A 12,887-nucleotide genomic window follows, 5' to 3' on the forward strand; every position below is an offset into this window, starting at 1 on the left:
CCTTTAATACGATTCGATAGAAATGGGGCAAGCATCCGTGGAATTTCAAGCCGATGCGATAGATCGGGTGATTAAAAACACCATCGACGTGATGGAGAGCAGCAAGTATCAGATATTCGAAATATTGCAGGTGGCACGCGATGAGCTTGCTGCACTCAACAAAGAACTGCAGCGGGTCATGGAAGAAACGGATGAAACATTGCAAAAGGTAGACAAGCTGGAGCAGCAGTACCACCGCTCCCGGATCCGGCTGACAGAGGTCAGCCGGGATTTTGTCCGCTACACGGAGAAGGATATCCGGATTGCCTATGAGAAGGCGACGGAGCTGCAGCTGGAGCTGATGATGACCAGGGAGAGGGAGGCTTATCTGCGGAGCAGACGCGATGAATTGCAAATGCGGGTGCGCAGTGTCGAAAATTCTGTAGAACGTGCCGAATCGATTGGTTCGCAAATGAGCGTTGTCCTGGAATATCTGTCCGGAGAACTAGGTCAAGTGACGCGAATTGTCGAATCTGCGAAGAACCGCCAGATGATTGGACTCAAAATAATCCTGGCTCAGGAAGAGGAACGGAAAAGAATTGCCCGGGAAATTCATGACGGTCCTGCTCAAATGCTGGCGAATCTAGTCCTAAGGACGGAAATTGTAGAAAGAATGCTGGTAAAGCAGGAATTTGGGCTGGTACAAGCCGAAGTAATAGACTTAAAGGGGCAGGTAAGATACAGCCTGGAAGAAATGCGCAAGGTGATTTTCAACCTGCGTCCGATGGCGCTTGATGATTTGGGGCTGATTCCGACTCTGCGGAAGTATGTGCATGATTATGAGGAGAAGACGAAGATCCGCACCTCTTTTGAAACCAGGGGGAAGGAGCACCGTTTGTCCTCGGCAATGGAAGCGGCGGTATACCGGCTGGTGCAGGAGGGTCTGTCCAATGCGGCGAAGCATGCTTATCCAAGCTACGTACTGGTAGAGATTACTTATCAGGCTCAATTGATCAAGATTGTCGTGAAAGACAATGGCTTAGGCTTCAATGTGAAAAAAATCAGTGAACAAGCCAACCGGGAAAGCTTTGGTCTGGTGGGTATGCGCGAACGCGTGGAATTGCTGGAGGGAAGAATGGAAATACAGTCAGCCGAGAACCAGGGCACAACAATCGTAATTCACATTCCGACGAATGTGGAAAAGGGAAAGGAGTAATGTGATGGAGAACCAAAACTCTGGCAAAGCGCCCATTAAAGTTCTTTTGGCCGATGATCATCAATTGTTTCGTGAAGGGCTTAAACGTATTTTGAATATGGAGGATGACATCGAGGTCATTGGCGAATGCGGGGACGGCATCCAGGTGCTTGAATTCTGCAACGGCAATAAGCCGGATATCGTGCTGATGGATATCAATATGCCGATTGAGAACGGCGTGGAGGCTACGCAAAAGCTCCGTGAAATGTTCCCGGATGTCAAAGTGATTATCCTCTCGATTCATGATGATGAAAGCTATGTGTTTGAGACGCTGCGCAAGGGGGCGAACGGGTACCTGCTGAAGGATATGGAGGCCGAGTCGCTGATTAATGCGATCCGCTCTGTATGCGAGGGGCATGCTTTTATCCATCCGAAGGTAACCGGCAAGCTGATTAATCAGCTGCGGCGCATGACGTACCTTAACGAGACTGGCGCTATGGCCGAGACGGCCGTGAAGGAAGCCGGTGTCAAATTCGTTGCAGGCGATAACAATCCGCTGACCCGCCGCGAGGCAGAGGTGTTGCGGTTGATGGCGGAGGGCAAGAGTAACAAGATGATTGGGGAATATCTGTTTATCAGTGAGAAGACGGTCAAAAACCATGTCAGCAGTATTCTGCAAAAGATGGAAGTGGACGACCGTACGCAGGCTGTAATTAATTCTATCAAATACGGCTGGGTAACTTTATAGCTTCCCTCATAAACTTTTAACTGAGCGTTTTGGAGAATCCTAATGATCCTTATAAACGGTACATAACTTGTATGCAGCTGAGAGCTGCAGCCATAGTATTGTTTCAGTCCGCACTCTATTCGAATTTTGCAAAATGCTAACTTAAATATGTACCCTAAGTTGAACTGGCGGGTGGGCTCCCGCGCTAATGGGCTGTCACCGTCCTTTTATCACCGGCATATAGTGTGGGTATAAGAGGGAGGTGCATCTTCATGATCGCCCAGTTAATCTGGATTATCTCTATTTATGCATCCGCAGCAGCCCTTGTTCAACTCCTGCATCATCGGGAAGAGACCCGGGCAGCAGCACGGACTGGTAAGCGGCTTCACTATATTCTGATTACCCGTAATCATGAGGCCGTGGTGGAGTGGTATCTCAGGGTTTTTGCAGTGTATGCTTGCTGGATCGGCAGGCCCCTGCAGATCACCTTGGTGGATGACGGTTCAGAAGACAGGACCATGGCGGTAGCCTCACGGATGGCTTATCATAACTCTTCTATTGAATTTGCACCTGCGGTGCCGTTCTTCGGCCTCGCGGATAGGGCAGAACTCCGTCAGGGAGTTACGGTTGACCTGCGGGTTCAGGAGCCGCTGCTGCCGCTGCGGATGATGCGGTTGCCGGGAAGCGGGAAATCCCCATCCAAGCCCTGCGAATGACAGCTAAATATGTAAGTTACGGGTGAAGCACACTCTCCAGGAATGGGGCGGTGTGCTTTTTGGCGTGCTCTAAAAGATAAGGAGGCAATGAAATTGAAGGTGGCTGTGTATGTGGTGGCGCAGGGCGGACAGTGGCAGGCCCGGATTTCATTGAATCTGGCGGTGGATGAATTATGGTGGGCGGGTGAGGCGGAGGGGGTTGTGGGTTGGGGAGGTCGATGGGTGGACGGGGGAGGTCGATTGGCAAACGGGGAAAGCCAAGCGGCAGAACGGAAAAGTCAGCGGGCAGACCAGAGAAGTCAAACGGCGGACCGGGTTGTGCTGCTCTCAAGGTCACTGCCGATGGGCTGGGCGGTGAAGCTGGCAGCAGCCTGCCAGTTCACGAACCAGATGCAGCGCTGGGATGAGGCAGCCTGGAGGAAATACGCCGCAGCTCTCTTGAAGGCGGAGATCCGGGCGGAGCAGGCTGCCGGAGGAGGACGGGGAGCGGGTTGGCCTTTTGAGGAGGCTGAGTTGTGTAGGCTGCCGGAGGACAGGGGATGGAGCGGGGATGGGGGATTGGAGGGTATCTGGGGGAATGGGCAGAGGGTTGGCTGGAACGGGGAGCGTAAGGCGGAGGTAGCTGAGCAGAGAGTTGGAGAGGGATGTGAATGGGGAGATGAAGCGGGGAGCGAGTGGGCGAGTGGGAGGGACAGCGGCGGGGAGAAGGAGTGGGAGAATGAACGGGTTATCAAGCGGGGAAGTAGGAGGGAGAGCTGGAGAGGGAACGAACAGGATAGCCTACGGAGGCGGGGAACGGCGGTGCTTGCAGCGGGAGCAGACCGCCTGGTTACGGCGTTGGATGGGCGTTCGCTGCTTCAGGGTGAAGCAGAGGCGCTGGTGGCCGAGCAGCTCCCGGAGCTGGCGGAGAATTGGCGGGCTGCTGCGCAGCTCGCCTATCTCCAGGGACGGCTGCGGCTTACGGCCGCCGTCCTGGGCCCTACGGGCGCCACGCGGCTGGGCCTGCGCCGCCGCGAAGTGCCGCGCTGCCTGCGCTGCGGCAGCGTGCCCACGGGCCGCACGGCCTGCGCCGCGTGCGGCCTTGCCGGCTGCGCCTATTGCGAGGCCTGCCTCGCACTGGGGCGCAGCCGGGCTTGCGCGCTGCTGCTGCGCAGCGCACCGCTGCCGGCCGTGCGCTGCACGGCCGGCGTGTCCCCCACCGTAGCGGCACGCCGGTGGGGGCTTAGCGCAGCGCAGGCGGCGGCCGCCGCTGCTGCGCTGGGGTTCCTGGCGGAGCCGCGCAGGCGCTCTGCCGCAAGAGGCCCAGAGCGGTTCCTGCTCTGGGCAGTGACGGGCGCGGGGAAGACGGAGATGGTCTTCCCGCTCCTGGAGGCGGCGCTCGCGGCCGGGGGCCGGGCGCTGATCGCCACGCCGCGGCGCGACGTCGTGCTGGAGCTTGCGCCGCGCCTGGCCAAGGCCTTCCCGGCGGATGTCCCCGCCGTGCTGTACGGAGGCAGCAAGGACCGCTTGCGCCGCAGCCGGATCACGCTGGCGACCACGCACCAGCTGCTGCGGTTTCACCAGGCCTTTGATCTGGTCATCATCGATGAGATCGATGCGTTACCAAAGATAACAAACCACACACGATTAATTGAAAATAACACTCTGAATGGATGCTGGAATGAACTGTCCTTTCCGTCCATGCGCCTTATCTAAAGGTGTGTATAACGTGATTTCTTTGAAGATATCCAGAATCATGTCGTGCTTATCCACATCATCCATCTGGTCCCACACTTCCGGCAGGCCGAACAAGATTTCATTCTGCTCTGTATAATCCTCTATCTGGACATCCGGCATTTTTGCAAGCTCGGCCATCAGTAATTCCTCATTCTGCTTTTCATCGGCGTTGTGATCCCGCAGTTCCTCTTGAGAGATCAGATCATCGGCGTACATACGCTGCCACTTCTTGCGCCGGTCCCGGACCTTCTCTAGCTCTCTTGCCAAGTCCTTGCGCAGATCAACCACCGGATCTTCCTCGACCGTTGCAGTTAATTCCCGCATAGCTGAATAATCTGTGGATAACCTTTCTCCGATCCACTCCAGCAGCAGGGACTCTACCAACTCCTGGCGAAACATCGGCATGGTGCATCCCTTGCCTGTCTGGCGGCTGACACAGATATATGAAAGAATCTTATTATAGCTTCCGTCCTGGCGCTTGTTCTGGTGATACCGGCCCGACATTTTGCCTCCGCATTTGCTGCACTTTAGCACACCACTGAACCAGTATTCCCGCACCTTAGAGTATCCAGTGAATGACCGGCGCTTCATTTCCTCTTTGTGTTCCTCATATTCTTCCCACGTAAAAATCAAATCCTGTGGTCCATCCACGATCAGCAGTTCGACATGCTCTTCTTTTTTTCTGCTGGCGTACTTCCCGTTTGCCTTCTTGGTCCCGTATCTTCGTTTACCGGCATAGTAAGGGTTGTCCAAGATGTACCAGACACTGAATGATGTCCACCGGTACCCGCGCCGTAGCAGGCCCATATCGTTCAGTTTGTTTGCGACTCCCCGTAGCCCCAATCCTTCCATATAAAACTTTCTCAAAAGCCTAATCTGTGTATATTCCTCTTGGACAATCTTTTCAAATTTGTCATATCCGTAGTTAACCGGACCACCCGGACGCTTTCCTGCATGTATCATTTGCTCCATACCCATTCGGACACGCTCTGCTGTGTTCTCTCGCTCCCACTGAGCGATGTCAGCGACCAGACGGATAAATAGTCTGCCTGTAGCCGTGCGCGTCTCAAACGACTCTGTACAGCTCTGAAACTTGACGTTGTGAGCTTCGAACATCTTAATTAGGTTGTCACAGTCACTGGCAGAACGGGTCATACGGTCAAGCTTGTACACGAGCACCACATCAAATGCATGTATCTCCACATCTTTGATCATACGCTGCATCTCAGGGCGCTTCAGATCCTTTGCAGACCACCCATCATCAATGTATACCTCTGTGACTTCCCAGTCCTGAGAATCGGCGTAGGCCAGTAGACGGCGCTTCTGTGCGTCAATCGAGAATCCTTCGGCTGCCTGTTCATCTGTGGACACCCGGATGTATATTCCTGCTTTCACTTGGATCACTCCTTAGCTCTCTCTATGATGTCATTGTAGGGGAGGGGTAACCAAAAGACCATACCCGGATTGAGTATGGCCTTAATGATAATTAGTTATTTAATGCTAAACTAATATATTTGTTGTACGAATCGATTGATTTTTTTTTGCCGTTGAAACTGTAATTGAATCCGTTCTTACTTCCATCCAGGTAAGCGTCAAAATCACTCTGTGAATTAGATTTAAAAAAATTACTTAGATTAGTGTCCATACTTTTATAATGATCAATCGAAGTATAATAATCAGTTAATATATTTGATATGTTATTATCAGTATAATTTTTTGAGAGCGCTAATAAATTATTGTAGTCATCAATCGCTCCATTTAAATGACTATTGGCTGTTGTGAAATATGTGGTTGTATGCTTTATATAACTTTCGTTATACGCCAAACTATATGTTCCGGATAATGCAGTCAACGAATCTCCAAATGTCTTAAGTTGATTGAAAAAATCAGCGTATTTTACATTTATCTTAATTGAATCTGCGCTCATCAATGTTGAAGAAGAGGCATTATTTGTATTTGTAGTAATATCAACAGTCTTATTGCTTTGATTCCATGAATATTGTAGTCCTACTTGACCCAACATATTTATTGGAATCATAGTACGACCATTGTAACTTATTGCTGGAACATCACCAGATTTCAAAGGATAACCATTAGATGTTATTCGAATGATGTCATTTCCTTTGTAAGACCCCCACATACTTGCTGCGCTTACCGCTCCGGTTAACATCAAACTGGACGCCAAGGCTATCCCTATAATTTTCTTCTTCACAATATATTTCCCCTTAATATATCCGCATCGGCTGCGGTATTTACTATGTGTTCCTCGTTATTTCCCACCACTTACTATAAATCCCTTGTCATATTTTACACAATGATTATTTCCTGAATTCCCCTTAAAATGAGGTATCACACCTTGGAGGAACACCATGAAAATGATCGCCGTTAAGATGTATGGTAGAGATGGTACTGAGAACGACTTTGTAGAGATTGACCTTTTAAATGAGATAAACTATATCGACCTTTGGCAGCGCACCAAACATTCAACGAGAGTGTTGGCGTTTCATACTGATTTTGGATCTTACATAGCAGTAACAACCTTAGTGGACATAGGTATGATTTGCCATCATTACGGATATGAGATGATGGGGCATGCAGTTGTTAATAGCAGACGCGTAAAAACAATAAAATCAATCGATAATAACGGATCAGTAGTAACATTTATTGGTGGATCGCACATTGATGTTAAAAAGCAGGTTTGATTGTATAAGTCAACCCCTTTTGTGGTGCTTGAATACAAGAGATTTTCGTCACGGTTCGACAACGCTTACAATAGTAATATGATATATTAACAACATGAAATAATTAGTACTTATGGGCAGGTGATTGTCAACTAAATATGTATTATGATTGTTCATAGTACGTTAAGTAGCGTAATGACCACCGGGTCGGAGCAGCATTTGCTGCTCAAGCCTACTCACGAATAAAATCATACAAATCTTCTATGTGACATCCTATGGCTTTAGCTATTGTCATTGCTGATCCCAATGACATATATCTGCGACTAGTAGCATAGTCAGAAATTTGTGATTTGTTGATACCAGTCACTTCAATCAACCATTGTTGTGTCTTCCCTATTTCATTAAGCCTTCGCGTGAGTAGGCAACGACCAGGCTTGTAACCCATGTCGCTGTCACCTATATTTTTTTTATTTAAAACCAGAACATACGTTTTGTTTAACCCAGCGATGTGGTAATATTAACAGAGCATCGCTGTAAAAACTCTAAGGGGTTGTTTCAATGGACAAGGTAAAGATGGAGATAACAAGAGTGACGCTAGAAGAGCTAGGAGTACGGACGAGTTGCATACTGCAAGGTATCGAATCTATGAGCCCCTTAGACATGAAGCCTGAGTACATTAAAGCTTATCTTCTTTTGCGCCTTGAACCGCAGGAACTTGTTTCTTCATAGACCGTTCGGCCCGGACCAATGCAATAAACCTTCTTACGTCTTCGTCATCCAACTTTATCCCATCCACACTAAAGTCCATTTTGTTCATGATTTCTTCATCTGTAAGGTCCAAGGAATCAATTAAAACCCGGGATGGTTCCGATAAAACCTGTTCTGGGTTTTCTGTTCTTCCTAATAAGTAGTCAATTGATACATCGTAAAAGTCTGCGATTTTATTCAATATATCGTGATCGGGGTTTCTTGTTCCTAATTCATACTGGGAATATGCAGATCTAGTCAATTCTAAGGACTTAGCAACCTGCTGCTGAGTAAGATTCCTTCCCTTCCTTAGTTTTGTTATTTTTTCACTAAGCAAATTTCTAACATCCCCTTCAATTTTAAATCTCATAATTACCTATATCCTCCTCATTTTACTCCACGGAATGTGTCATTAAAATAAATGCCACGAAAAGTTGCAAATGCTATTGACAGCCACAAAATGTGGAGTTATATTATAAACAAGAAAAGCAACAACTTGTGGCAAGCGGAAAGGTGGTGATAGCATGGTAGCAAAAAAAAGATCATTACTCGTTGAGTTACGTAAGTCTGAGGGATCACAAGAAGATGTGGCAAACGTACTCGGTATTTCAAGGCAGTACCTTAGTATGATGGAATTGGGACTTAGGAATCCTACTGCTAGACTAGTGTTCAAAATAGAAAAACATTTTAAAGTCCCAGCTGAAAAGATGTTCCCTGACCTTTTTTTTGAAGACAAAAGCCACAAAATGTTGCAAAAAAACAAATCAGCCTAAGGAGTGATTATGTATGAACCAACTCAGGATTGTAAGTAAAGATGGAAAGTTGCTCGCTGACAGCAGAGAAATCGCGCTAATGACAGGAAAGAAACATCCTCATCTTATGAGAGATATTGATTTTTACGTTAGTGTTTTGAAAAATTCAACCGATCCAAATCTGGATTCGTTAGATTTCTTCATCGAAAGCTTTTATACAGATGCAAAGGGTGAAGAAAGAAGACGGTATGACATTACAAAAAAAGGCTGCGACATGGTAGCAAACAAAATGACTGGCGCTAAAGGTGTTCTCTTCACCGCAACTTATGTAACTCGCTTTGAAGAGATGGAACGGAAATTGCTGAACCCTGAAACTCCTTCATACATGATTCCTGATCCTGTAGAACGGGCGAAGAAGTGGATTGCTGAAGAAGAGACTCGTCAGAATCTTGAATCAAAAACATTCCTTTTAGAACAAAAGTTATCAGAGATTGAGCCGCGGCTTACTTACCTGGACAAAATTTTGTCTTCCAATGGAACGATCACAGTAACTCAAATTGCTAAAGACTACGGACTGTCGGGCACAGCGCTCAACAAAATACTCCATGAAGAAAGAATACAATACAAAGTCAATAAACAATGGGTGCTTTATACCAAACATACAAACAAAGGATACACACAATCAGAAACAATCGGATTTGTGAGAAGCGATGGTACGCCGGATACAAAAATCAATACTGTCTGGACTCAAAAAGGCCGACTGTTCATCCACGAAATACTGACAAGACGCGGAATTCATCCGTTTATGGACAGAGAAAGCTTAGGTGCCTAACGTGAGTGAATTAAATCCATACGAAAGCATGATCAAATTCGGACGAATACTTGTAGGCGCTCCTAATGTAGATATGGCAGAACAAAAACCTGAGTTGATAATTCAGTTTGTGAAATTAGTCGAGAAGGATCTTTTATTCAAGCCAATAGACGATTTCTTCTTATTATTCCCTCCAATCAAACGTTACGAAGATGATGGCATGTGGGATTACTTCTCTACTCAGGAAATGCGAGTGAATAAACTAGGCACTCACTTTGGTAAAGGAGATTTAGCACATTTGCTTATGACCAGATGCTACGAGAACAAATACATCATTGAACTCGGACATGCGTTAATATCTGCTATTTCAAATATCCACGAAGATCAAACCGGTAGGAGTTTAGCAATGGATATCTTTGAACAGAACGGGGTCAAATTCACTTTTGTTCCTGATTGAGTACCGTTCTCAATTATACACCGCCCAAACTTAACTATAAAGGATAATAATTCCAAGGAGGTACACAGCATGAAAGTGCAACCACAAGGCGTAAACCCTGGAATGTCGCCGCAAGCATGGTACAAATATCACCTGCGGATGGCGCGAATGAACCAGAAGTACCGGAAGCAGCTGATGGAGGCATACATGAAAGGGGAGAAGAAAGTTGGTTGAACTCGCGGTACTACCAGCGCATGAACGGTTGGCTGAATTATATGAGATCAGCCGCAGCCGGTTTCTGACGGACAAAGAGGACGATGAAATGTGGCTATGCATGAAAATAAATTTTAATGTGATGCGTGAGCTCGGATTCATCAAAAGCGAATCCCAAATGGCGTATGAGATTGAAAACACAGAATGGCAACACGCAATATGCGCCCGCATCGAGGCGATAAGCAAGAAATTCATTAGAGGGGGAATATACAGTGGCTAAGAAGCAATCGGAGATTAGACGGCTCACATCGGTGTACACCTTCAAATTTCCAAATGAGCCTAAATGCGGATGCGGCCGGCCGGCGGAGTATGAGGTATACGAAGATCGTCAACCTCACTGTTTATCTCACATGTTGGAGGCCGTAGATTGCAGCATATCGGTTCCGGTCCGGCGCATTGAGGGAGGGTTTGACGATGCAAGCTGACGAGTACATTGAGTATCTACGCACACAGGCCTACTGGATTAGTCGCATGGCGGATCAATTATCCTGCGGGGAACCTGTAGATTGTGAGTGGGCTATCGAATTTGAAATGAAGAGTCCTGAAGTGATTGAAGAAAGAGAGCTGAAAGAAACTGCTTAAGACGATATCTGACATTTTAGAACATTACGGGAAGGGAGGGAAGGAGGATGGCTGCGAGACTGAAGTTTCTGGAGCTTGCGAAGATTGCGAACGGCCGGGGGATGCTGACGGAGAAGCTTAAGCGCGTGTATCTGCTGAACTATGTACGAGAAGTGCGCAAAGAAAAGGCCGCTGCGACAACAGCGACCCGGGAAAGACTATTTGAAAATTAAGTTACAGCTATTATACCAAAACTTTAGGAGGAATGGAACATGCGTGATTTCAAAGATTTGGCACAACTCTCTGATTACATTCAACAACTCGAACATGAAAACGAGGATTTATTAAAGCAAGTCGCGATGCTGACGAGCGAGGTTGAACACTACGAGGAACCGTTCAGATGAAGACCCGGGACGAGCGTATCCGGTATGTCATACAGCACAAAAATGGCTGGTTTATCAACGTCAAAGGTGAGCGCAAGGACGATTTCATGTCTGCGTCACGGCTCACTGAGGAGGAAGCAGCGGTATTTCTAACTGGGTATTATGCGCCAGCCAACCCGGAGGACTACCACGCGCAGCCAGTGCGCATCACATATGAACTTATGGAGGATGAAAAATGAGCGAACCTGTAAATTACTTCGATATCCTTTCAAAAATTAATGTCAATGAACATGTGGAGAAGAAAGGTAAGTTCAGTTACTTGTCGTGGGCGTGGGCTGTCGATGTGCTGAGAAAGCAGCATCCCACAGCTACATGGGAAGTAGTTCGCTTCAACGGCATGCCATTTATGCAAACGCCTCTTGGATATTTTGTTGAGGTATCAGTCACAGTAGAGGGGATCACCTTATCACAGATCCATCCTGTTCTAGACAACAATAATAAGCCAATTACTCAGCCTTCCAGTTTTCAAATTAACACCAGCATTCAACGATGTCTAGTTAAGGCAATAGCGTTGCACGGATTGGGTCTCTACATCTATGCCGGAGAAGACTTGCCAGACAATAGCGAACAAGAGGCCGAAGCAGAAGCAAAGATCCTGGAACAAATAAAGATCAAGTGGAAACTTCTTGCTAACGATACTTTGGACGGATTGGACGAATGGCTAGAAGGCAAGAAAACAAAAGGCGCTACTATGCAACAAATACATGAATTCCTAGCCAAAAAATTGCTAGACAAAAATAAGGAGAGTGCATGACATGTTGAACCGGACCGTCTTAATAGGACGACTCACAAAGGACCCTGAGCTGCGGTACACGCCTAACGGCGTTGCTACTGCTAGTTTTACCCTGGCAGTGGAAAGACCGTTTAAAACGAACGGAGAGAAGGAGACAGACTTCATTCAGATAGTCACCTGGAGGCAGACAGCAGAGTCCGTAGCCAATTACCTTCGCAAAGGTCGCCTGACCGCCGTAGAGGGCCGCATACAGGTTCGCAACTACGATAACAAGGAAGGCAAGCGAGTGTATATCACTGAGGTTGTCGCGGACAACGTACGGTTCCTGGAGAAGGCAGAGAGCAGCGACACAAAGCGTGAAGACAGACCAAACGATCCATTCCCAACCGAAGGCACTCCAATAGATATCAGCGATGACGATTTACCATTCTGACCGGAGGTGACTTATGGCAATCGACATTATTCAGATTAACCAAGAAATCTATGCGGCCTCTCAGCGATTGAGTAAGGCCGCAGATACTCTCTACGCGCTGGGCAAGTCCAAGGCTGAATCAGAGCAGGCGTACCGCGTCAAACTGGCACAGGAAATGATCAAGCTGAAGACTGAAGGAATGAGCATCGGCATGATTGGTGACGTAGCCAAAGGAAATGTCGGTGATTACCTTTTCAAGCGAGACTATGACGAAACCATTTGGAAGGCTGCGATAGAGTCCATAGGAGCCATTCAGACGCAGATATCAGCATTACAGTCCATCATCAAATATCAGAATGAGGTGTGACCATGCGAAAGAAGCCCAAAAAGGAAGTGATGCCCTGGAGACAGGGTATCCTTTCCCACCATCAGCGCGGCGGACTCACTCAGAAGCAGATGGGCGATATCTCCGACAAGGTGCGCAAAGAGGTCCGCGAACGTTCCGGCGGCATCTGCGAGCTGCGTATACGCTGTCACGGATCACCAGCGGTCCAACAGGCGCACATTACCAGTAGGGTGCGCATTAACCACAAGACGACAGCAGACGATCTCAGGGACGCTTGTATTGCGTGTCATCGGTACATTGACGAGACACCGGAAGGTATCCGGTACAAACGAACCTTACAGGAGGGTGCGTAATGAAAT

General features: G+C 47.7%; 22 protein-coding genes. 18 read left to right on the forward strand and 4 right to left on the reverse strand.

Features of this window, described 5'->3' with window-relative positions:
* Positions 1–37: 37 nt before the first annotated feature.
* From MKY64_RS30200 to MKY64_RS30215, 4 genes are all read left to right on the forward strand, one after another.
* Positions 38–1,195 (forward strand): sensor histidine kinase, encoded by a 1,158-nt coding sequence (locus MKY64_RS30200; protein WP_340751347.1) that lies wholly within the window; start codon positions 38–40, stop codon positions 1,193–1,195.
* 4 nt (positions 1,196–1,199) lie between these two features.
* Positions 1,200–1,922 (forward strand): response regulator, encoded by a 723-nt coding sequence (locus MKY64_RS30205; protein WP_036699238.1) that lies wholly within the window; start codon positions 1,200–1,202, stop codon positions 1,920–1,922.
* A gap of 251 nt (positions 1,923–2,173) precedes the next feature.
* Positions 2,174–2,617, forward strand: coding sequence for a hypothetical protein (locus MKY64_RS30210; protein ID WP_340957567.1), 444 nt, complete (start codon positions 2,174–2,176; stop codon positions 2,615–2,617).
* 99 nt (positions 2,618–2,716) lie between these two features.
* Positions 2,717–4,312 carry a DEAD/DEAH box helicase family protein gene (locus MKY64_RS30215; protein ID WP_340958204.1) on the forward strand — a complete coding sequence of 532 codons (1,596 nt, stop codon included), beginning with the start codon at positions 2,717–2,719 and terminating at the stop codon, positions 4,310–4,312.
* Here MKY64_RS30215 and MKY64_RS30220 read toward each other — a convergent pair.
* A complete protein-coding gene (locus tag MKY64_RS30220) occupies positions 4,244–5,728 on the reverse strand; it encodes a recombinase family protein (RefSeq protein ID WP_340957569.1) in 1,485 nt (494 codons plus the stop codon). The two genes, MKY64_RS30215 and MKY64_RS30220, sit on opposite strands and share 69 nt — an antisense overlap.
* Before the next feature lie 91 nt (positions 5,729–5,819).
* On the reverse strand, positions 5,820–6,545 hold the full coding sequence (locus MKY64_RS30225) for a stalk domain-containing protein (protein ID WP_340957570.1): 726 nt from the start codon (positions 6,543–6,545) through the stop codon (positions 5,820–5,822).
* Positions 6,546–6,702: 157 nt separating this feature from the next.
* Between MKY64_RS30225 and MKY64_RS30230 the strand changes: the two genes are divergently transcribed.
* A complete protein-coding gene (locus MKY64_RS30230; protein ID WP_340957572.1) occupies positions 6,703–7,035 on the forward strand; it encodes a hypothetical protein in 333 nt (110 codons plus the stop codon).
* Positions 7,036–7,246: 211 nt separating this feature from the next.
* On the opposite strand, the gene MKY64_RS33500 is transcribed toward MKY64_RS30230, so the two are convergent.
* Both MKY64_RS33500 and MKY64_RS30235 read right to left on the reverse strand, forming a co-directional pair.
* Positions 7,247–7,459, reverse strand: a complete 213-nt coding sequence (locus MKY64_RS33500; RefSeq protein ID WP_445671713.1) for a helix-turn-helix domain-containing protein — start codon at positions 7,457–7,459, stop codon at positions 7,247–7,249.
* 231 nt (positions 7,460–7,690) lie between these two features.
* Positions 7,691–8,131 carry a helix-turn-helix domain-containing protein gene (locus MKY64_RS30235; RefSeq protein WP_340957574.1) on the reverse strand — a complete coding sequence of 147 codons (441 nt, stop codon included), beginning with the start codon at positions 8,129–8,131 and terminating at the stop codon, positions 7,691–7,693.
* A 154-nt stretch (positions 8,132–8,285) separates the two neighbouring features.
* On the opposite strand from MKY64_RS30235, the gene MKY64_RS30240 reads away from it, so the two are divergent.
* From MKY64_RS30240 to MKY64_RS30300, 13 genes are all read left to right on the forward strand, one after another.
* Complete coding sequence (locus MKY64_RS30240) at positions 8,286–8,534, forward strand: helix-turn-helix transcriptional regulator (protein ID WP_340957576.1); 249 nt, start codon at positions 8,286–8,288, stop codon at positions 8,532–8,534.
* Between the two features lie 13 nt (positions 8,535–8,547).
* Complete coding sequence (locus MKY64_RS30245) at positions 8,548–9,345, forward strand: phage regulatory protein/antirepressor Ant (protein ID WP_340957577.1); 798 nt, start codon at positions 8,548–8,550, stop codon at positions 9,343–9,345.
* Position 9,346: 1 nt separating this feature from the next.
* Complete coding sequence (locus tag MKY64_RS30250; protein WP_340957578.1) at positions 9,347–9,781, forward strand: hypothetical protein; 435 nt, start codon at positions 9,347–9,349, stop codon at positions 9,779–9,781.
* Positions 9,782–9,850: 69 nt separating this feature from the next.
* On the forward strand, positions 9,851–9,994 hold the full coding sequence (locus tag MKY64_RS30255) for a hypothetical protein (RefSeq protein ID WP_340957581.1): 144 nt from the start codon (positions 9,851–9,853) through the stop codon (positions 9,992–9,994).
* Positions 9,987–10,253 carry a DUF7667 family protein gene (locus MKY64_RS30260; protein ID WP_340957582.1) on the forward strand — a complete coding sequence of 89 codons (267 nt, stop codon included), beginning with the start codon at positions 9,987–9,989 and terminating at the stop codon, positions 10,251–10,253. Before MKY64_RS30255 ends, MKY64_RS30260 begins: the two co-directional genes overlap by 8 nt.
* A gap of 194 nt (positions 10,254–10,447) precedes the next feature.
* A complete protein-coding gene (locus tag MKY64_RS30265; protein ID WP_340957584.1) occupies positions 10,448–10,615 on the forward strand; it encodes a hypothetical protein in 168 nt (55 codons plus the stop codon).
* Between the two features lie 47 nt (positions 10,616–10,662).
* The gene (locus tag MKY64_RS30270) at positions 10,663–10,827 is read left to right on the forward strand and encodes a hypothetical protein (RefSeq protein WP_340957586.1); all 165 of its coding nucleotides are present in this window, start codon (positions 10,663–10,665) and stop codon (positions 10,825–10,827) included.
* A 39-nt stretch (positions 10,828–10,866) separates the two neighbouring features.
* Positions 10,867–10,998, forward strand: a complete 132-nt coding sequence (locus tag MKY64_RS30275) for a hypothetical protein (protein ID WP_340957589.1) — start codon at positions 10,867–10,869, stop codon at positions 10,996–10,998.
* Positions 10,995–11,216, forward strand: a complete 222-nt coding sequence (locus MKY64_RS30280; RefSeq protein WP_340957591.1) for a hypothetical protein — start codon at positions 10,995–10,997, stop codon at positions 11,214–11,216. Before MKY64_RS30275 ends, MKY64_RS30280 begins: the two co-directional genes overlap by 4 nt.
* On the forward strand, positions 11,213–11,791 hold the full coding sequence (locus tag MKY64_RS30285) for a Sak single strand annealing protein (RefSeq protein WP_340957593.1): 579 nt from the start codon (positions 11,213–11,215) through the stop codon (positions 11,789–11,791). Before MKY64_RS30280 ends, MKY64_RS30285 begins: the two co-directional genes overlap by 4 nt.
* Before the next feature lies 1 nt (position 11,792).
* Positions 11,793–12,203 (forward strand): single-stranded DNA-binding protein, encoded by a 411-nt coding sequence (ssb, locus tag MKY64_RS30290; protein ID WP_340957595.1) that lies wholly within the window; start codon positions 11,793–11,795, stop codon positions 12,201–12,203.
* Between the two features lie 13 nt (positions 12,204–12,216).
* A complete protein-coding gene (locus MKY64_RS30295) occupies positions 12,217–12,549 on the forward strand; it encodes a hypothetical protein (RefSeq protein ID WP_038594886.1) in 333 nt (110 codons plus the stop codon).
* 2 nt (positions 12,550–12,551) lie between these two features.
* Complete coding sequence (locus MKY64_RS30300) at positions 12,552–12,881, forward strand: hypothetical protein (protein ID WP_340957600.1); 330 nt, start codon at positions 12,552–12,554, stop codon at positions 12,879–12,881.
* Positions 12,882–12,887: the final 6 nt, after the last annotated feature.

Origin of the sequence: Paenibacillus sp. FSL R7-0210 (genome assembly GCF_038009085.1) — a bacterium.
GTDB lineage: Bacteria > Bacillota > Bacilli > Paenibacillales > Paenibacillaceae > Paenibacillus_AQ > Paenibacillus_AQ silagei.